Source organism: Trujillonella endophytica (genome assembly GCF_900110555.1).
GTDB lineage: Bacteria > Actinomycetota > Actinomycetes > Mycobacteriales > Geodermatophilaceae > Trujillonella > Trujillonella endophytica.
The window spans coordinates 1-18,348 of sequence record NZ_FOEE01000011.1 but is presented as its reverse complement, the minus strand read 5'-3'; the positions used below and the strand labels follow the sequence as shown (position 1 = coordinate 18,348).

At 75.2% G+C, this 18,348-nt stretch carries 17 protein-coding genes; 11 read left to right on the top strand and 6 right to left on the bottom strand.

The genetic code is table 11. The features are described from left to right. Positions 1-63 precede the first annotated feature (63 nt). Positions 64-1,092 carry a methyl-accepting chemotaxis protein gene (locus tag BMY88_RS24700; protein WP_280138735.1) on the bottom strand — a complete coding sequence of 343 codons (1,029 nt, stop codon included), beginning with the start codon at positions 1,090-1,092 and terminating at the stop codon, positions 64-66. A 124-nt stretch (positions 1,093-1,216) separates the two neighbouring features. Then, positions 1,217-2,116: a sensor domain-containing diguanylate cyclase gene (locus tag BMY88_RS16560; protein WP_244524731.1), complete on the bottom strand. Its 900-nt coding sequence runs from the start codon at positions 2,114-2,116 to the stop codon at positions 1,217-1,219. A gap of 221 nt (positions 2,117-2,337) precedes the next feature. Here BMY88_RS16560 and BMY88_RS16555 point away from each other — a divergent pair, with 221 nt between their 5' ends. Next, on the top strand, positions 2,338-3,300 hold the full coding sequence (locus BMY88_RS16555) for a hydroxymethylglutaryl-CoA lyase (protein WP_244524730.1): 963 nt from the start codon (positions 2,338-2,340) through the stop codon (positions 3,298-3,300). Positions 3,301-3,337: 37 nt separating this feature from the next. Then, positions 3,338-3,871 (top strand): flavin reductase family protein, encoded by a 534-nt coding sequence (locus BMY88_RS16550; RefSeq protein ID WP_244524729.1) that lies wholly within the window; start codon positions 3,338-3,340, stop codon positions 3,869-3,871. A gap of 16 nt (positions 3,872-3,887) precedes the next feature. Here BMY88_RS16550 and BMY88_RS16545 read toward each other — a convergent pair whose 3' ends face one another. Further along, the gene (locus tag BMY88_RS16545; RefSeq protein WP_244524728.1) at positions 3,888-6,116 is read right to left on the bottom strand and encodes a SpoIIE family protein phosphatase; all 2,229 of its coding nucleotides are present in this window, start codon (positions 6,114-6,116) and stop codon (positions 3,888-3,890) included. Positions 6,117-6,323: 207 nt separating this feature from the next. Between BMY88_RS16545 and BMY88_RS16540 the strand changes: the two genes are divergently transcribed. Further along, a complete protein-coding gene (locus BMY88_RS16540; RefSeq protein ID WP_091945919.1) occupies positions 6,324-7,196 on the top strand; it encodes a hypothetical protein in 873 nt (290 codons plus the stop codon). On the opposite strand, the gene BMY88_RS16535 is transcribed toward BMY88_RS16540, so the two are convergent. After that, positions 7,112-7,606, bottom strand: a complete 495-nt coding sequence (locus BMY88_RS16535) for a hypothetical protein (protein ID WP_244524754.1) — start codon at positions 7,604-7,606, stop codon at positions 7,112-7,114. The genes BMY88_RS16540 and BMY88_RS16535 overlap by 85 nt on opposite strands. Beyond that, positions 7,599-7,964: a hypothetical protein gene (locus tag BMY88_RS16530; RefSeq protein ID WP_091945916.1), complete on the bottom strand. Its 366-nt coding sequence runs from the start codon at positions 7,962-7,964 to the stop codon at positions 7,599-7,601. The genes BMY88_RS16535 and BMY88_RS16530 overlap by 8 nt, the downstream gene beginning before the upstream one ends. A gap of 151 nt (positions 7,965-8,115) precedes the next feature. On the opposite strand from BMY88_RS16530, the gene BMY88_RS16525 reads away from it, so the two are divergent. Then, positions 8,116-8,910 (top strand): methyltransferase domain-containing protein, encoded by a 795-nt coding sequence (locus BMY88_RS16525; protein ID WP_211435691.1) that lies wholly within the window; start codon positions 8,116-8,118, stop codon positions 8,908-8,910. A gap of 45 nt (positions 8,911-8,955) precedes the next feature. On the opposite strand, the gene BMY88_RS16520 is transcribed toward BMY88_RS16525, so the two are convergent. Beyond that, positions 8,956-9,948, bottom strand: a complete 993-nt coding sequence (locus BMY88_RS16520; RefSeq protein ID WP_091945911.1) for an aldo/keto reductase — start codon at positions 9,946-9,948, stop codon at positions 8,956-8,958. Positions 9,949-10,132: 184 nt separating this feature from the next. Between BMY88_RS16520 and BMY88_RS16515 the strand changes: the two genes are divergently transcribed. The 7 genes from BMY88_RS16515 to BMY88_RS16485 form a co-directional block, all read left to right on the top strand. Then, positions 10,133-11,914, top strand: a complete 1,782-nt coding sequence (locus tag BMY88_RS16515) for an N-acetylglutaminylglutamine amidotransferase (RefSeq protein WP_091945908.1) — start codon at positions 10,133-10,135, stop codon at positions 11,912-11,914. 13 nt (positions 11,915-11,927) lie between these two features. Next, entirely contained in the window at positions 11,928-13,685 is a 1,758-nt protein-coding gene (ngg, locus tag BMY88_RS16510) for an N-acetylglutaminylglutamine synthetase (RefSeq protein ID WP_211435690.1), read from the top strand. 96 nt (positions 13,686-13,781) lie between these two features. Then, a complete protein-coding gene (gene crcB, locus BMY88_RS16505; protein WP_091945905.1) occupies positions 13,782-14,174 on the top strand; it encodes a fluoride efflux transporter CrcB in 393 nt (130 codons plus the stop codon). Beyond that, positions 14,171-14,530 (top strand): fluoride efflux transporter FluC, encoded by a 360-nt coding sequence (locus BMY88_RS16500; protein WP_091945903.1) that lies wholly within the window; start codon positions 14,171-14,173, stop codon positions 14,528-14,530. Before crcB ends, BMY88_RS16500 begins: the two co-directional genes overlap by 4 nt. 31 nt (positions 14,531-14,561) lie before the next feature. After that, positions 14,562-15,977, top strand: coding sequence for an alpha,alpha-trehalose-phosphate synthase (UDP-forming) (locus tag BMY88_RS24170; protein ID WP_091945900.1), 1,416 nt, complete (start codon positions 14,562-14,564; stop codon positions 15,975-15,977). Next, the gene (gene otsB / locus BMY88_RS24165) at positions 15,974-16,729 is read left to right on the top strand and encodes a trehalose-phosphatase (protein WP_091945898.1); all 756 of its coding nucleotides are present in this window, start codon (positions 15,974-15,976) and stop codon (positions 16,727-16,729) included. The genes BMY88_RS24170 and otsB overlap by 4 nt, the downstream gene beginning before the upstream one ends. A gap of 201 nt (positions 16,730-16,930) precedes the next feature. After that, positions 16,931-18,348 (top strand): methyl-accepting chemotaxis protein (locus BMY88_RS16485; RefSeq protein ID WP_244524727.1); only part of this gene is annotated, 1,418 nt, incomplete at its 3' end.

Sequence of the window (18,348 nt, the reverse complement as noted above, 5' to 3'; positions counted from 1 at the left end):
CGGCGGGTGGCTGTCCGACGCGCCGCCGGGAGCAGCCACGTGCCGATGATCAACTCGGGGGTGTCATCCGGAGGATGACGATCGAACGAGCGCGCCGTACCAGCCGAGACCCTCGTAGGTCTCGTAGCCGGGGGTGCGGGCGAAGCCGATCGTCGTCCCGCCCTCGTCGTAGGAGCCGCTGGCGGCGCCGTCGGTGCGCAGGGCGATGCGCTCGGTGAGCACGCCGACCCCGTCCGAGGCGGCGATCACCCGGCCCTCGGAGTCGAGCAGGAGGCTGCGGGTGCGGGCCCGCTCGTCGTCGGCCAGGCGCAGCCCGTCGAGGATCGCGCGGGTCTGCGGTCCCCAGTCGAAGAAGACGCCGAGGGTGCCCACCACCTCGCCGTCGGTCTCGCCGCCGCGGCGGACCGCGGTCGCGTAGGTGGCGACGGTCGCGTCCAGCGCGGCGGACCGGGAGACGTCCTCGACGGCGTAGGCGTCGCCGTCCGCGGTGGCCAGGGCGTCGCGGAACCACGCGGCACCGCTGACGTCGCTGCCGATGACGTGCGGCCAGCGCCGGGGTGCCGCCGTCGCCACCACCCGGCCCTGCCGGTCGGTGACCCAGAGGTCCAGGTAGACCGTGTAGTTGCGCAGGATCACGGCCAGCCGGCGGACCGCCTCGGCCGCGCTCCGGCCGGCCGGGTCGCCCTCCTCGGCGGCCGCGACGACGGCGGCGTCGGTGGCCCACCAGCGGACGTCGCAGGTGCGCTCGTAGAGGTTGCGGTCGACGAGCTCGACCGCGGAGAGGGCCAGGTCGGCCAGGCGTTGCCCCCGCACCTGCCCGACGAGGCGGCTGCCCAGCTCCTGCAGCGCGCCGACGGTCGGGGCCAGCTCCTCGGACAGGCCGGCGCTGATCGACGCCGCCTGCTCGGCGATCTGCTTGACCTCCTCCGCGACGACGGCGAACCCGCGCCCCACCTCGCCCGCCCGCGCCGCCTCGACCAGTGCGTTCAGGGCGAGCATGCGGGTGGTGCGGGCGATGGCGTCGAGGTCGCGCAGTCGCGCGGCGGACTGGGCCTCCACCTGCTCGGCGAGCGCCACGACTCTCTCGGGCACGCGGGCCTCCCCCATCGGCAAGGCCGCGATCACCCGGCCGGTCCCTGGAGTTTCGGCGTGTGCTTGTAGTCACTCCATCCGGCGCGCGTTACGTCGGTGTGAACACTTCCGCACAGCGGCGCTGTCAGCGCCGCCGCTGCTTGTCGGCGTACATCGCGTCGTCGGCGGCCCGGACCACCTGCTCGCAGGCGACGTCGGGGTCGGCGCCGGGCTCCACGGTGCCGATGCCCACGCTCATGCCCACGGCGATCAGGGTGCCGCCGATGTCCAGGGGGTCGACGAGGGTCGTGCGCAGCCGCTCGGCGAGCACCTCGGCGTCGGCACGCTCGGTGTTCTCGCAGACGATGCTGAACTCGTCGCCGCCCAGGCGCGCGGCGGTGTCGCTCGCGCGGAGCACCGAGGTGAGCCGCGCGGCGAAGGCCACCAGCACGGCGTCGCCCATCGGGTGTCCGTACCGGTCGTTGACGTCCTTGAAGCCGTCGAGGTCGACGGTGAGCACGCACGTGGGCGTCTGCTCCCGGTGGCCGCGCTCCAGGGCGTGCCGCAGCCGGTCGGCGAAGAGGGTCCGGTTGGGCAGCCCGGTGAGCGCGTCGTGCAGCGACCGGTGCACCAGTTCGGTCTCCAGCAGCTTCCGCGCGGTGATGTCCTCCACCACCATCACCAGGTGCGTGGGGTCTCCCGGCTGCTCGGCCACCCGGGTCGAGGTGAGCTGCACGGGCACGCCGCTGCCGTCACCGCGGACGAGCCGGCTCTCCACCCGGGCCACCTGCCCCGGCTCGGCGTGCAGCCCGGCGGTGGCCTCCCGGACGGCCGCGAGCTCCTCGGGGTCGGTCAGGTCGTACAGGCAGGTACCGATGAGCTCGGCCGCCGGACGGCCCAGCAGGCGCTCCAGCTCGGCGTTCACCTCCAGCAGCGTGCCGCCCGGATCGCAGATGGCCATGCCGAGCGGGGCGCGCCCGAAGGCCTCGCGGACGCACGGCGGCCGCTCCCCGGCCACGACCGCGGTAACGCTGCGCTTCGCCACGTCCCACCTCCCGCGGTCATCCTGGACGCCCCCCGTGACGGTTCCGGGCCGCACTCCATCTGCCTAATGCCCGGTCGGGTTCCACGTGGAACGTGATCTCGGTCCTTCGCGGGCGGTTTGCCACCCGGGCGGGCCTCCGGGCCGGTCTCCCCGCGGTCCGGGGCAGGATGGGTACCGAATGCGCCGGGCCGCCGACGCCCGCGCGCTGGAGAGGAGGAGCCGTGCACCTCGACGACCGGGACCCCTTCGACCTGGTGCTGCCTCCCGCGGTGGACATCCGCGAGGTCGGCATGCGCGACGGGCTGCAGCTGGAGGCGCCCCTCCCCCTCGCCGACAAGCTGGCCATGCTCGAGGCGCTGGTCGCCACGGGGGTGCGCCGGATCGAGGCCACCTCGTTCGTCTCCCCGCGGGCGGTGCCGGCCCTGGCCGACGCCGACCAGGTCGCCGCCGAGCTGGGCCGCTGGAGCGGGGTCGCCTTCTCCGCGCTGGTGGCCAACCCGCGGGGCGCCGTAAGGGCCGTCGACGCCGGTGTCCCCGACCTCGAGTACGTCGTCTCGGCCTCCGACGGGCACAGCCGCGCCAACGCGGGCCGCGGCACCGCCGAGGCGGTCGCCGCGATCGGCGAGATCGCCGGGCTCGCTTCCGGGGCCGGAGGCACGCTCGAGGTCATCATCGCGACCGCCTGGGACTGCCCGTTCGACGGGCGCACGCCCATCGCCCGCACGGTCGACGTCGCCCGCGCCGCCGTCACCGCGGGAGCCGACCGCCTCTGCCTGGGCGACACCATCGGGACGACCACCCCGATGCGGGTCGTCCGGCTGCTGGACGCCGTCCGCCGGGTCTGCCCCGGCGTGCCGGTCGGCGTGCACTTCCACGACACCCGGGGCACCGGCCAGGCCAACGCGCTGACGGCGATCCAGGCGGGCGTCACCCAGCTCGACTCCTCCGTGGGCGGGCTGGGCGGCTGCCCGTTCGCCCCCGGCGCCAGCGGCAACATCGCCACCGAGGAGCTGGTCTACCTGCTGGAGGAGTCCGGCGTGCACACCGGCATCGACCTCGACGCCGTGCTGGCCGCGGCGCGGGTCACCGAGCGCGCCGTCGGCCGCGAGCTGCCCAGCTCGCTGTACCGCGCCGGGGGGCGCTCGGTGCCCCGGGGCACCGAGCAGGCGGTGGCCGCCTCGTGACGGGCCTCGTGACGGACCTCGTGATGGACTCGGGGGCGTGAGCTCGGCCCTCCCCTCCCCCGGTGACCCGGCCGGCGCTCCCGTCGACCCGCAGGTCATGCGCGACGTGCTGGGGCACTTCGCCTCCGGCGTCATCGTGGTCACCGCCGCGACGGAGGGCGGGCCGATCGGCTTCACCTGCCAGTCGTTCAGCTCGCTGTCGCTGGACCCACCGCTGATCGCGCTCGCCCCCGCCCGGACCTCCCGCACCTGGCCGCGGCTGCGGGCGCTGGGCCGGTTCTGCGTGAACGTGCTGGCCGAGGACCAGCACGGGCTGTCCACCACGTTCGCCGGCAGCGCGCCCGACCGCTTCGCCGGCGTGGCGTGGCGCGCCAGCCGGCAGGGACAGCCGGTGCTCGACGGCGTGGTCGCGTGGATCGACTGCGCGCTGTGGGCCGAGTACGACGGCGGCGACCACACCCTCGTCGCCGGCCGGGTGCTGGACCTCGGGGCCGATCCCGCGCGCCGCCCGCTGCTGTTCCACCGCGGCGGCTACGGCCTCCTCGGCGGCGGCACCGACCTCGAGGTCTGAGGTCCGGGTCGGCCGCTCAGCCCAGCCGGACGGCGAGCAGGGCGACGTCGTCGCGGCCGTCGAGGGTGCCGGCCACCGCGGCGTCGCACAGCTGCCGGGGGGTGGCGCCGGGCGGGATGGTGGCGATCCGCGCGACGAGCTCCTCGATGCCGAGGTCCAGGTCCAGTCCCGGGCGCTCGATCAGCCCGTCGGTGTAGGCCAGCAGCGTCGACCCGGCCGGGACGTCCAGCACCACGGTCGGGCGGTGCGCGCCGTCGTCGACCCCCACCAGCAGGCCGGTCACCTCGTCGACCACCCGGACCGCGCCACCGGGCTCGCGCAGCAGCAGGGGCGGGTGCCCGGCGTCGGCGAGGTGCACCCGCCACGGCTCGCCCGCCGCGGCCGGCGGCACGGCGCGGGCGTAGGCGATCGTCGCCATCGAGGCGACGCGCAGGCCCTGCACCAGCCGGTCGACCCGGCCCAGGACGACGCCGGGATCGGGGTCGGGGGCGTCCCACACGCAGGCGCGGATGAGCCCCCGGAGGTGCCCCATGGCCGCGGCGGCGGCGAGGTCGTGGCCGACGACGTCGCCGATGACCATGCCGACCGACCCGTCGGGCAGGTGCAGGAGGTCGTAGAAGTCGCCGCCGACGTCCGCCGCCGTCGACGCGCTCACGTAGTGCGCCGCCGCGGTGATCCCGGGGATGTCGGGCAGGTCGGGGAGCAGCGACCGCTGGAGCGTGTCGGCCACGGCGTGCTCCTGCTGGTAGAGCCGCACGTTGTCCATCGCCAGCGCTGCGCGCCGGGCGAGGTCCTCGGCCAGGTCGACGTCCTCCCGCGTGAACGTGCGGTCGCCGGAGGCGATCAGGGCCATCGCACCGCGCGTCCGGCGGCGGGCGACCATCGGAACGGTCACCACCGAGTGGCCGCCCACGGCGTCGAAGGCGTCCCGCGCCGCCTCGGTGGCGAAGGCGGCCTCGATGCGCGCACGGTCGCGGTCGATGAACGTCGGCCGGTTGCTGCGCATGCTCTGCCGGCTCGGCGATCCCGGGGGGAGGTGCTGGGCGTGCAGGGTGCTGAAGGCGCGCAGCTCCTCCTCGTGGCCGTCCCGGTGGCGGTAGGCGGTCTCCGCCACCTCCCCGTGCTCGTCGACGAGGGTGAGGAACACCCAGTCGGCCAGGAGCGGGACGCACAGGCCGGCCAGCCGCTCCAGCAGGTCGGACATGTCCAGCGTCGCGATGAGCGTGCTGGTGGCCTCCGCCATGAGCGCCAGGCGGTTGGTGGCCTTCTCCACCTGCAGGCGCGCGCTCTCCGCGTCGGCCCGCGCCTGCTCGGCGGTGGCGCGGGCGAGCTCGGCCTCCTGGCGGGCGGCCTGCTCGGCGGCGAACGCGGACTCGCGCTCGTGCTCGACGCGGACGCGCTCGGTCACGTCGGTCTGCACGCCGACGAAGCTGACCAGCTCACCCTCGCCGTCGAACACGGGGCTGATCGACAGCTGGTTCCAGAACGCGGTGCCGTCCTTGCGGTAGTTGAGCAGCGTGGTCGTCAGCGGGCGCTGCGCGCGCAGGGCGGCGCGGATCTCCTCGAGCGCCCCGGGGTCGGTGGCCGGACCCTGCAGGAAGCGGCAGTTGCGGCCCACCGCCTCGTCGTAGGAGTAACCGGTGATCCGGGTGAAGGACGGGTTGACCCAGATCAGCGGGTCGTCGGGCTGCCGCGGGTCGCTGATGGTGAAGGTGATGTCGGTGGCGATCACGGCGCGCTCCCGCAGCGCCTGGAGCTGGGCGTCGGGATCGTCGGTCAGGGCCGGGGTCTCGACGTCGAGGAGGACGACGAGGGAGAGCTGCTGGTCCTCGGCCGTGGGGTGCGAGAGCGGGAAGCCGGTGACCCACAGCAGCCGGTCGGCGGCGCCGTCGTCGGCCCCCGGCCGCAGCCGCACGGCCTCGCCGGTCACCGGCCGGCCCTGCGCGACGAGGGAGAGCGGCCCGCCGGTGGAGGCCAGCGGCTCGCCCGCGAGGTCGGTCAGCCCCGCCGCAGCACCCCAGGCGTCGATGGGCACCGGCAGGGTCACCCGCCCGGCCATCTCCACGGCCGCGGTGTTGGCGAAGGTGACCGCGCCGGCGATGCGGTCGATGAGCAGGACGGCGACCGGGCTGTCGGCGAGGACGCCGGGCAGGGCGGCCGACGCGGTCCGGGGCGAGGGGTGGCCCGAGACGACGGCGCTGGCCGTGGCGACGAGGCCGGCCTGCTGGCCCGCCTGCCCGTCCACGGTCGAAGGGAGCTGGACCCCCGGTCGGGTCTGGTCGTGGGCGCGCGGCACCGGACGACTTTATCGGTTGCGCACGACCTGTTCCACGAGAGCCCCGGGCGGGCGCCTCTCGTGATGCCGACGTGTGATCGGTGCGGCAGCGGGAACGACTGCGGGCGGAACGTCCGCAGGTGCACCGCGCACCGGCCCGTCAGGGAGGGGACCGCCATGGGACTGCTCGACCGACTCCTCGGCCGGCGCCGGCACGACGACCGGCGCGACGCCCGCTACGACGCCGGCTACGACGGGTACGACTCCCGCGACGACGACCGATACGCCGGCGGCCATCAGGGCGAGGCGGACACCGGGTACGGGCAGCAGCCGCGGCAGGCGCCGCGGGGGCGCGGCCCGCTCACCGACGCGCAGGCTGTGGAGCGGTACCGCTACCTGCTGCGCACCGCTCCCCCGGACCAGATCGAGGAGGCGCACGCGGAGGCGTTCGCCCAGCTGACGCCCCAGCAGCGGCAGGAGGTCCTGGTGCAGCTGGCCGCCGCCGTCCCGTCGGGCGAGCGCCCGCGCACGGACGACCCCCGCACGCTGGCCCGGGCGGCCACGCGGGCGGAGATCCGGCAGCCGGGCACCCTGGAGCGCGTCTTCGGCCCCGGGCCCGGTGGCTACGGCGGTGGCTACGGCAGCGGGTACGGGCCCGGCTACGGCGGCGGCCCCGGGCGGGGCTACGGCGGAGGCTTCGGGATGGGCGGGATGGGGGCCGGCATCGGCGCCACCATGCTCGGCACCATCGGTGGCCTCGTGGTGGGGTCCGCGGTGGCCGACGCCCTCTTCGACACGGGGCTGGGCGACGGCGGGCTGTTCGGCGGCGGCGACGAGGAGGCCTACGCGGAGGGCTACCAGGACGGCGCGGGCGCGGACGACGGCGGTGGCTATGACGGCACTGGCTCCGACGGCGGTGGCTATGACGGCACTGGCTCCGACGGCGGTGGCGACGTCGCCGGTGACTACGGCGGCGGGGGCGACGACTTCGGCGGCGGGTTCGACGGGGGAGGCGACTTCGGCGGGGACTTCGGCGGCGGCGACTTCTGAGCCCGGCCCTGCCCGCGCAGGTACAGCAGGCCGAGCACCGGCAGCACCAGCGGGACGTACCCGTAGCCGGAGCCGAACCCCGACCACACCGTCTCGTCGGGGAACGCCGCGCGGTCGGCCAGCGAGAGGACGCCGACCACCAGCACGCCGGTCAGCTCCACGAGGCAGGCGACCAGCGCGGTGCGGCGCCCGGCGCGGCCACCCCGCAGCAGCCCGGCGGCCGCGGCGACGTACACCGCGGCCGCGAGCGCCGACAGCAGATAGGCCAGCGGTGCCTCGGAGAACCGGGTGGCCAGCTGCACCGCGGCCCGCGACCCCGCCGCCAGGGCGAAGACGCCGTACAGCGCGACCAGCACCCGCCCCAGCCCCTCCGCGGGCGGGGCCTCGCGCGGACCGGCGGGCTCAGCCACCTCCGGCCTCCCACAGCTGGAGCAGCCGCCAGACCATGACCGCGACCGCCGCGGCCGGTACCGCGAGCACGGTGCCCGCCCAGCGGCTGGTCTCGGTGCGGGCGAACAGCACGCCGGCCACGGGCAGCAGCAGCGCCCCCGCCAGGTAGCCGAGGAAGGTCGCCGTCTCGGGCAGCGCGGCGTCCCCGGCCAGGCGGACCCCGGCGACGACCGCCTGGACGACCAGCAGCGCCTCGAGGACGGCGGCCAGCACCAGGTGCAGCAGGCCGATCCGGCGCCGCGCCACGGTCGACGCCAGGCCGGCCAGGGCCAGCAGCGCGGCGACGACGGTGGTGGGGACGACCAGCGCCGTCGTCACCGGGCCGCTCCGCTGTGCACGCCCCCATCCTCCCGCGCGGTCGCGGGCCGCCACGCACGAGGTCGACCGAGGGCGGCGTGGCGACCGGTGCACCACGGGCTCGACCGGACCGCACGGCGGCGCGACCATGCCGGGGGGTGAGGAGGACGCCATGACGGACTACGCACTCGAGGTCACCGACGCGGAGATCGCCCGGTACCGGCTGATGGCCGAGCTGGCCCGCACCGAGGAGGCCGAGGCCTGGCGCGCCGCCGGCATCGTGCCCGGCGCGAGGGTCGCGGACGTCGGCTGCGGTCCGGCCGCGGTCGCCGTCGCCGTCGCCGCGGTGGTCGGCGCGGGCGGCTCGGTCGTCGGCGTGGAACCGGACCCGTCGGCCCGGGCGGCCGCGCGGCGGCTCGTCGCCGAGGCCGGCGCCGCCAACGTGGAGGTGCGGGAGGGCAGCGGCACCGACACGGGCATCCCGCCGGGATCGGTGGACGTCGCGCTCCTGCGGCACGTGCTCGCGCACAACGGCGGCCGGGAGCAGGCGATCGTCGACCACCTGGCCTCGCTGGTCCGGCCGGGCGGGGCCGTCTACCTCGTGGACGTCGACGGCACGGCGATGCGCGTCCTGGACGCCGACCCCGGGCTCGCCGACATCAACGAGCGGTACGCCGAGCTGCACCGGCGGCGCGGCAACGACCTCCGGATCGGACTGCGGCTGGGCCGCCTGCTGGCCGCCGCGGGTCTGGAGGTCGAGCGGCACGCGGGCCGCTACCTCATCGGCGAGATGCCGCCCGGCATCCGCCCGCCCGCGTGGGCGGCCCGCGACGCCCTGCGCGCGCAGGGGCTCGCGTCCGAGGACGACCTCCGCCGCTGGGAGGCCGCCTTCGAGCGGATGGACGCCGCACCGGTCCGCCCGATCACGTTCGCGCCCTTCTTCGTCGGCATCGGCCGCCGCCGCTGAGCGGCGGACGACCGGCTCCGGGCCCGGCCGGCCGCCGCCGGGCGGTCAGACGTGCACGCCGGACATGTCGGCGTACCGGTCCCCCGCCGTCGCCCCGCGCGGCGCGGCGTCGTCCAGCCGGCGCAGGTCCGCGTCGGTCAGCGAGACCTCCGCCGCCGCGGCGTTCTCCTCCAGGTAGCTCACCCGCTTCGTACCCGGGATCGGCACGACGGTCGGGGAGCCCGCCCGCCCGTCCTGCGCCAGGACCCACGCCAGGGCCAGCTGGGACGCGGTGACGCCCTTCTCGCCGGCGATCTCCCGCACCCGGTCGACCAGCTCCAGGTTGCGGACGAGGTTCTCGCCCTGGAAGCGCGGGTCGTGCCGGCGGAAGTCGTCGGGCGCCAGGTCGTCGAGGCTGCGGATCCGCCCGGTGAGGAAGCCGCGGCCGACCGGCGAGTAGGCCACGAAGCCGATCCCGAGCTCGGCGCAGGTGGCCAGGACGCCGTCCTCCTCCGGATCGCGGGTCCACAGCGAGTACTCGGTCTGCACCGCCGTGACCGGCTGGACGGCGTGCGCGCGCCGGATCGTCTCCGGGGCGGCCTCCGAGATGCCGGTGAACCGCACCTTGCCCGCCTCCACCAGCTCGCGCAGGGCGCCCCACGTCTCCTCGACGGGGACCGTGGTGTCGACCCGGTGCTGGTAGTAGAGGTCGATCACGTCGACGCCCAGCCGCTGCAGCGAGGCGTCGCACGCGCGGTGCACGTACTCCGGGCGGCCGTTGACGCCCAGCCGGGCGCCGTCCTCGCCGCGCTCGTTGCCGAACTTGGTGGCCAGTACGACCTCCTCGCGGCGGCCGGCGATCGCCCGGCCCACCAGCCGCTCATTGGTGAACGGGCCGTACATGTCGGCGGTGTCGAGGAAGGTCACGCCGAGGTCGAGGGCGCGGGAGATCGTCCGCAGGGCCTCGGCCTCGTCCGCCGTTCCGTAGAACTCGCTCATCCCCATGCAGCCCAGCCCCATGGCCGGCACCTGCAGGGCTCCCAGTTCGCGCATCCGCATGGCGGCGTCCGTGCCCAGGGGCAGGCCCGGGCAACCGGGGACCGGCCCTGCCGCGCGGCGCGGGCGCGGCCACCGGGCGCCTCGCCCGGCCCGTGTCCGTTCCACGTGGAACGGGGGTGAGACCGCTCACGACGCGCCCGGCTCTGGTCGCGGCAGATCGTGCACGGGAGTTAGATCAACTCGTATGTGCGGCCTCTCCGGCGAGATCCGGTTCGACGGCACCCTCGCCGACATCACCGCCGTCGGGCGGATGGTCGACCAGCTGGTCCCCCGCGGGCCCGACGGGCAGGGCATGTGGAGCGCGGGGCGGGTGGCCTTCGGGCACCGCCGGCTCTCGGTCATCGACCTGTCCGCGGCCGGCGGCCAGCCGATGGTCGACAACGAACTCGGCCTGACGGCGGTCTTCAACGGCTGCATCTACGACTACCGGGAGCTGCGGGCCGAGCTGGAGGGCCACGGCTACCGGTTCTTCTCCACCAGCGACACCGAGGTGATCCTCAAGGGCTACCACCACTGGGGCACCGACGTCGTGGACCACCTGCACGGCATGTTCGTGTTCGCCATCCACGAGCGCGACACCGGCCGGGTCGTGCTGGCCCGCGACCGCCTCGGCATCAAGCCGCTCTACCTGGCCGAGACCCCGGGCCGGCTGCGCTTCGCCTCGACCCTGCCGGCCCTGCTCCGCGCGGGCGACGTCGACACCTCGATCGACCCCGTCGCCCTGCACCACTACCTGAGCTGGCACGCCGTCGTCCCGGCGCCCCGGACCATCCTCAACGGCGTGCGCAAGCTCCCCCCGGCCACCGTGCGGGTGGTGGAGGCCGACGGCACGAGCCGGGAGCACCGGTACTGGGCGCCGACCTACGAGCGGCGCGCGGAGCACGCGAACTGGTCCTCCCGCGACTGGGAGGACGCGATCGAGGAGGCGCTGCGGGTCGCCGTCCGCCGCCGGCTCGTGGCCGACATCCCGGTCGGGGTCCTGCTCTCCGGTGGGCTGGACTCCAGCCTCATCGTCGGCCTGCTCGCCGACGAGGGCCAGACCGGCCTGTCCACGTTCAGCATCGGCTTCGAGTCCGTCGGCGGCCGCGAGGGCGACGAGTTCCAGTACTCCGACGTCATCGCCGAGCGGTTCGCCACCGATCACCACCGCATCCGGGTCGGCTCGGACGAGCTGGCCGGCGCGCTCGGCCACGCGATCGGCGCCATGGCCGAGCCGATGGTCAGCCACGACGTCGTGGCCTTCGACCTGCTGTCGGAGCGGGTCAGCGAGTCCATCCGCGTGGTGCAGTCCGGCCAGGGCGCCGACGAGGTGTTCGCCGGCTACCACTGGTACCCACCCCTGGCCGGGGTCGAGCGCGAGGAGGCCGTGGAGCGGTACGCGCGGGCGTTCTTCGACCGCGACCACCGGCAGATGCGGGCGGTGGTCTCCGACCGGTACGCCCTGGACTCCGACCCCAGCCTGGAGTTCGTCCGCCGGCACATGTCCGCTCCGGGCGCCCGGACCGCCGTGGACGCCGGGCTGCGCCTGGACAGCGAGATCATGCTCGTCGACGACCCGGTCAAGCGGGTGGACAACATGAGCATGGCCTGGGGCCTGGAGGCCCGGGTGCCGTTCCTGGACCACGACCTCGTCGAGCTGGCCGCCGCGTGCCCGCCGGAGCTCAAGCTCGCCGACGGCGGCAAGGGCGTGCTCAAGGCGATCGGACGGCGGATCATCCCGCCGGAGGTCATCGACCGGCCCAAGGGCTACTTCCCGGTGCCGGCCATCACCCACCTCGAGGGCAAGGTCCTCGGGCTGGTCCGCGACGCGCTCAGCAGCGACGCGGCCCGCGAGCGGGGGCTGTTCCGGCCCGAGTACGTGGCGGGCCTGCTCGCCGACCCCAACGGCGAGCTCACGCCGTTGCGCGGCAACAAGCTCTGGCAGCTGGGGCTGCTGGAGCTGTGGCTGCAGAACCACGGGGTCTGAGAGGGGACCGGCCGTGTCTCCCCGGCTCGCGGGCCACCGCCGCCGTCCCCCCGTCGCCTCCACGCCGGACCTGACCAGCCGCTCCTGGCACGAGCCGTCGGCCCGTGAGCGGGAGGGCATGGCCAGCGACGTCGTCCTGGACCTGGGCTGGGGCCGGCTCGTGTTCGGCCAGACGTTCCGCGAGCTGGAGGGCATCGTCAGCGCGCTGCGCGCGGAGGCGACCGGACGGCGCGACATCTGCGTCTACCCGCGGGACCCGCAGGTGCTGGTCGGGATGGCGCCCGACGAGCTCTTCATCGACCCGTCGCTCATCTACCGTCTCGACCTGCACCGCTACCGGCCGCGCCCCGACGTCATCCGCGGGGTCTTCGTGCGCACGGTGACCTCGCACGCGGAGATGGAGCTCATCGACGACCTCTACGCCCGCAACGGGATGGTGGCCTCGGACCCCGCGCTGATGTGGGCCAACCACCGCACCCGCACCTTCACCTACCTCGTCGCCGAGGACACCCGCACCCGCAAGATCGTCGGCACCGTGACCGGGGTGGACCACGCGCTCGCGTTCGGGGATCCGGAGGGCGGCACCAGCCTGTGGTGCCTCGTGGCGGACAAGCAGGACGCCCCGCCCGGCACGGGCGAGGCCCTGGTGCGGGTGCTCGCCGAGCGGTACGTCGCCCGCGGCCGGTCCTACCTGGACCTCTCGGTGATGCACGACAACAAGCCGGCGATCACGCTGTACCGCAAGCTCGGCTTCACCCGGGTGGCCGCCGTCTGCGTGAAGAGCAAGAACCCGATCAACACACCGCTGTTCGCCTCGCGGCCGCCCGGCCTGGAACGGCTCAACCCCTACGCCGCGATCATCGCCGAGGAGGCCCTGCGCCGCGGCATCCGGGTGGAGGTGACCGACGCCGAGTGGGGCGAGATGCGCCTGACGCTCGGCGGCCGGTCGGTGCTGACCCGCGAGTCGCTGTCGGAGTTCACCACCGCGGTGGCCCTGAGCCGCTGCGACGACAAGCGGGTGACCCGCCGGATCATGCGCCGCGCCGGCGTGCGGGTGGCCCGGGGTGCCCTGGCGGCCGGCGGCGACCTCGAGGAGGCGCGTGCCCTGCTGGCCGACGTCGGGGCGGTCGTCGTCAAGCCGGCCCGCGGCGAGCAGGGGCGGGGGATCACCGTCGGGGTGACCGACGACGCGGGGCTCGAGCGCGCGGTCGCCCTCGCCCTGCAGTTCTGCCCCGACGTGCTCGTCGAGGAGCTCGTGCCCGGGGAGGACCTGCGCGTCGTCGTCATCGACCGGCAGGTCGTCGCCGCGGCCGTGCGGCGCCCGGCCGAGGTCATCGGCGACGGCCGGCACGCGGTGGCCGACCTCGTCCGCTCCACCTCCCGGCGGCGCGAGCGGGCGACCGGCGGCGAGTCGCGCATCCCGCTGGACGACACCACCGCGGAGGTGGTCGCCGAGGCCGGCTACGGGATGGACGACGTCCCGCCCAACGGGGAGCGCGTCCCGGTCCGGCGGACGGCGAACCTGCACACCGGCGGCACCATCGAGGACGTCACCGACCGTCTCCACCCGGACATCGCCGAGGCGGCGGTGCGCGCGGCCGAGGCGCTGGGCATCCCGGTGACCGGCATCGACTTCCTCGTGCCCGCCGTCGACGGCCCCGACTACGTGTTCATCGAGGCCAACGAGCGCCCGGGGCTGGCCAACCACGAGCCGCAGCCGACCGCCGAGCGCTTCGTCGACCTCCTGTTCCCCGAGACCCGCCGCCGGTGAACTCCGGCCGCCGGCGCGAGGCATAGGAAGCTGTGCCCGCGTCTCCGGCCCGGAGACGTGCGGAGAGCTTCCGATGCCTGACACGGGGGAGGTCGAGTGGCGTACGTGTGGGCCGCGGTCGGCGGCGCTCTCGGCGCGCTCGCCCGCTGGGGCGTGAGCTCCGCGCTCCCCTCCCCCGCCGGCGACTGGCCGTGGGCGACGCTGCTGGTCAACCTCTCCGGCTGCCTGCTGATCGGCGTCCTCCTGGGCGCGCTCCTCCCCCGGTTCCCGGAGCGCACCTGGCTGCGCCCGCTGCTCGCCACCGGCGTGCTCGGCGGCTACACGACGTACTCGGCCTTCGCCGTGGACGTCGTCCGGCTGGCGGACGACGGCGCGGCGGGCCTGGCCGCGGGGTACGTCCTCGCCTCGGTGGCCGGCGGGGTGCTGGCGGCGGCGACCGGGCTGTGGCTGGGGCGGCGCGCCACGAGCATCTCGCGGGCGACCGCATGACGGGGGTGCTGGTCGTGCTCGGCGCGCTGGCCGGGGCGCCGCTGCGGCTGCTCGCCGAGCGGGTGGCCACCGCCCGGCGCGGCCCGGGCAGCGTGTTGGGCACCCTCGCGGTCAACGTCGCCGGGTCGCTGCTGCTCGGGCTGCTGCTCGGCGCGCAGGACGTCCCCGCCGGGCTGGTGGCGCTGGTCGGTACGGGCTTCTGCGGCACGCTGACGACGTTCTCCACCCTGGGCGCCGAGCTCGTCGGGCTGGGCGAGCAGCGCGCCGTCGGCCGGCTCTGCGCCTACCTGGGCGCCACGCTGGTCCTCGGTCTCGGAGCGGCCGCTGCCGGCTACGCGGTGGCCGCCGGTTTCTGACCGCCGTCGGGTCGGTAGGGTCGCAGGCGGTATGGCCGACACTGCGGAGCACCAGATGCGGGCGGAGAGCCCGGTGGTCGTCGTGGCCAACCGGCTCCCCGTGGACCGGGTCACCGACCCCGACGGGACCACCCGCTGGCAGCGCAGCCCCGGTGGCCTCGTCACCGCGCTCGAGCCCTTCGTGGCCGGCCGCGGCGGCGCATGGGTCGGCTGGTCGGGCGACGCCGGGCAGGCGCCGGAGCCCTTCGAGTCCGGCGGCATGTCGCTGATCCCGGTCGAGCTCAGCGAGGAGGAGGTCGACCGCTACTACGAGGGCATGTCGAACGCCTCGCTGTGGCCGCTGTACCACGACGTCGTCGAGAAGCCCGAGTACCACCGCACGTGGTGGGACACGTACGTGCAGGTCAACAAGCGGTTCGCCGACCGCGCCGCCGAGGTCGCCGGCGAGGGCGCGATCGTGTGGGTGCACGACTACCAGCTTCAGCTGGTGCCGGCGATGCTGCGCCAGCGTCGTCCGGACCTGACGATCGGCTTCTTCTTGCACATCCCGTTCCCGCCCTACGAGCTGTTCACCCAGCTGCCCTGGCGGTCGGCGATCGTGGAGGGCCTGCTCGGGGCCGACCTGGTCGGCTTCCAGATGCCGAGCGCCGCGAGCAACTTCGTGCAGCTGGCCCGCCGGCTGCACGACCTGCCCACCCGCAAGGAGTTCATCCAGTACGACGGGCGGACGGTGACGGCGCGGGCGTTCCCGATCTCGATCGACGCCGAGGCCTTCGACGGGCTCGCGAGCTCTCCCGAGGTGGTGTCCCGCGCGGCGGAGATCCGCAAGGAGCTCGGCGACCCGGACCGAATCATCCTCGGCGTCGACCGGCTGGACTACACCAAGGGCATCGCCGTCCGGCTCAACGCTCTCCAGGAGCTGCTGGAGGACGGCGTCGTCGAGGCGCCGTCCACGGTCTTCGTGCAGGTCGCCACCCCCAGCCGCGAGCGCGTCGAGCACTACGTGCACATGCGGGAGACGATCGAGCAGCAGGTCGGCCACATCAACGGCATCTTCGGCACGCTCGGCGGCCCGGCGGTGCACTACATCAACCAGTCCGTGCCCCGCGAGGAGCTCGTGGCGCTCTACCGCGCCGCCGACGTCATGCTGGTGACGCCGTACCGCGACGGCATGAACCTCGTGGCCAAGGAGTACGTGGCCGCGCGGGGCGACCTGGGCGGCGCCCTGGTGCTCTCGGAGTTCGCCGGGGCCGCGGCGGAGCTCAAGCAGGCGTTCCTGGTCAACCCGCACGACATCGCCGGGCTGAAGGCGCAGCTGCTCCGGGCCCTGCGGGTCGAGCCGGAGGAGAGCGCCAAGCGGATGCGCGCCATGCGACGGCACCTGTTCAAGAACGACCTCGACCACTGGGCGAGCTCCTTCTTCGCGGCTCTGAAGGCCCAGGCGTGACCGTGCTCCCCGCTGACCTCGTCGCCGCGCTCCCCCGCCTGGCCGCGCGCCGCCCGCTCCTGATCGCCTGCGACTACGACGGCGTCCTCGCCCGGCTCCGCGACGACCCGTCGGCCGCGGTGCCCGAGCCCGGCGTCGCCGAGGTGCTCGCCCGGCTGGCGACCCGCGACGGCGTCACGGTGGCCCTGGTGAGCGGACGCGGCGTCGACGACCTGCGCCGCACCAGCGGGCTCACCGGCCCGTACCGGTGGGTGGGCAGCCACGGCGCGGAGTTCGACGGGCCGATCGGCCCGGAGGCCGCCCGGCGCCGCGACGCCCTCGCCGCCCGGCTGGCCCCGCTGGTCGACGGCACGCCGGCCGCGCGGCTGGAGGTCAAGCCGGCCAGCGTCGCGGTGCACGTCCGGCAGGTCACCGACCGGACCGCGGCGGCCGCGCTGCTGGCCCGGGCCCGTGAGCAGGCCGATCCGGAGCTCACCCTCAAGCCGGGCAAGGACGTGCTCGAACTCGCCGTCACCGACGCCGACAAGGGCAGCGCCCTGTGCCGGCTGCGCGACGACCTGGGCGCCGCGTGCGTGCTCTACCTCGGCGACGACCTCACCGACGAGGACGCCTTCGCCGTCCTCCGCCCGCACGACCTGGGGGTCAAGGTCGGTCCCGGCGACACGCGGGCCACCGCCCGGGTGGCCGACCCGACCGCGGCGATCTCGCTCCTGGTCGCCCTCGACGAGGCGCTGACCAGCACCCGGGGCTGACCCGCCGCCCGGACGGCCCCCCGGAGCGGGGTGTGCGCGCCGCGCGCGGCGCGCATCGACAGGTCGACACCGCTGTCGCCTGTGACCTCGGGGTCCGGCGACAATTGCGTCACTGACGGGCGTGGGAGCGTCGGCGGGCGTGGAGCGGGCCCAACGATGGCGTCGCTCGCACCCGCCGTCCCCGCTCTCCCTGGAGCCCCCGTGTCCACCACCGCCCCCGCACCTCCCCCCGGCCGGTCCGCCGGGTGGTTCGCCGACCGCCCCCTCGCCGTGAAGTTCGCGATCCTCACCGGGACCGTCGTCCTCGCCAGCGGCGGCATGCTCGGGTCCATGCTGGTCGGCAACTCCAGCGTGCGTCAGGCCGCCGATGACCTCGTGGTCCTCGAGGAGGCCCAGGCGCTGGTGCTGCAGCTGGACACCCGCGCCAGCGAGCTGAAGGTCGACGGGTACAAGGCCACGGTCCGGCCCGACCCGGCCGGCCAGCTCGAGGAGCTGGCCGAGGACATCGCCACCCCGCAGGCCCTCCTGGCAGAGCTGCAGGACATCGAGCTCACCGGGCAGAGCGCCGAGGCCGTCGCCGGCCTGGGGCAGAGCTACGGCGCCTACACCGACGCGATCACCGCGTTCGTGAACCTCGCGGTGGCCGACCAGGCTGCCGCCCGCGTCCGTTGGGAGGAGATCCAGATCGCCAACGACCTCACCGACGGCGCGGTGGGCGAGGCGAAGGACGCGCTGGCGGCGGAGAGCGAGCAGGCCCGGACGAGGCTCGACGACGCCATCGCGCAGTCGCAGCTGGTGAGCCTGGTGATCGCGCTGGTGGGTCTGCTCGTCATCGGCGGGGTGAGCCTGCTGACGATGCGGTCGATCACCCGCCCGGTGACGCAGGTGAAGCGCGCGCTCGACGCCCTGGCCGTCGGCGACCTCACCGTCGCCACCGGGGTGACGTCCCGCGACGAGGTGGGCCAGATGGCCGCCGCCCTCGACAGCGCGCAGGCGGGCCTCCGGCAGGTCATGGCCGGCGTCGCGGCTTCGGCGACCGCGGTCGCGGCGTCGTCGGAGGAGCTGTCGGCGACGTCGGCGCAGATCTCGGCGTCGGCGGAGGAGACCTCCGCGCAGTCCGGGGTCGTCTCCGACGCGGCCGAGGAGGTGTCGCGCAGCGTCGCGACGGTCGCCGCCGGTGCGGAGCAGATGGGCGCGTCGATCCGGGAGATCTCGCAGAACGCGGCCGAGGCCTCCGAGGTGGCCATGCGCGCGGTGAGCGCGGCCGAGGCGACGACGGCGACGGTGAACAAGCTGGGCGAGTCCTCGGCGGAGATCGGCAACGTCGTGAAGGTGATCACGAGCATCGCGGAGCAGACGAACCTGCTGGCGCTGAACGCCACGATCGAGGCGGCGCGGGCCGGGGAGGCCGGCAAGGGCTTCGCCGTGGTGGCCAACGAGGTCAAGGAGCTGGCGCAGGAGACGGCGAAGGCCACGGAGGACATCGCGCGCCGGGTGCAGGCCATCCAGGGCGACACCACCGCGGCGGTCGCGGCGATCGGGGAGATCTCCCAGATCGTCGCCCAGATCTCCGACCGGCAGACCACCATCGCCAGCGCGGTGGAGGAGCAGACGGCGAC

Coding starts and splice junctions, on each gene's coding strand:
- BMY88_RS16525 (WP_211435691.1), top strand. CDS start 8,116: ATGACGGACTACGCACTCGAGGTCACCGACGCGGAGATCGCCCGGTAC.
- BMY88_RS16540 (WP_091945919.1), top strand. CDS start 6,324: ATGGGACTGCTCGACCGACTCCTCGGCCGGCGCCGGCACGACGACCGG.
- BMY88_RS16515 (WP_091945908.1), top strand. CDS start 10,133: ATGTGCGGCCTCTCCGGCGAGATCCGGTTCGACGGCACCCTCGCCGAC.
- BMY88_RS16500 (WP_091945903.1), top strand. CDS start 14,171: ATGACGGGGGTGCTGGTCGTGCTCGGCGCGCTGGCCGGGGCGCCGCTG.
- BMY88_RS24170 (WP_091945900.1), top strand. CDS start 14,562: ATGGCCGACACTGCGGAGCACCAGATGCGGGCGGAGAGCCCGGTGGTC.
- BMY88_RS16520 (WP_091945911.1), bottom strand. CDS start 9,948: ATGCGGATGCGCGAACTGGGAGCCCTGCAGGTGCCGGCCATGGGGCTG.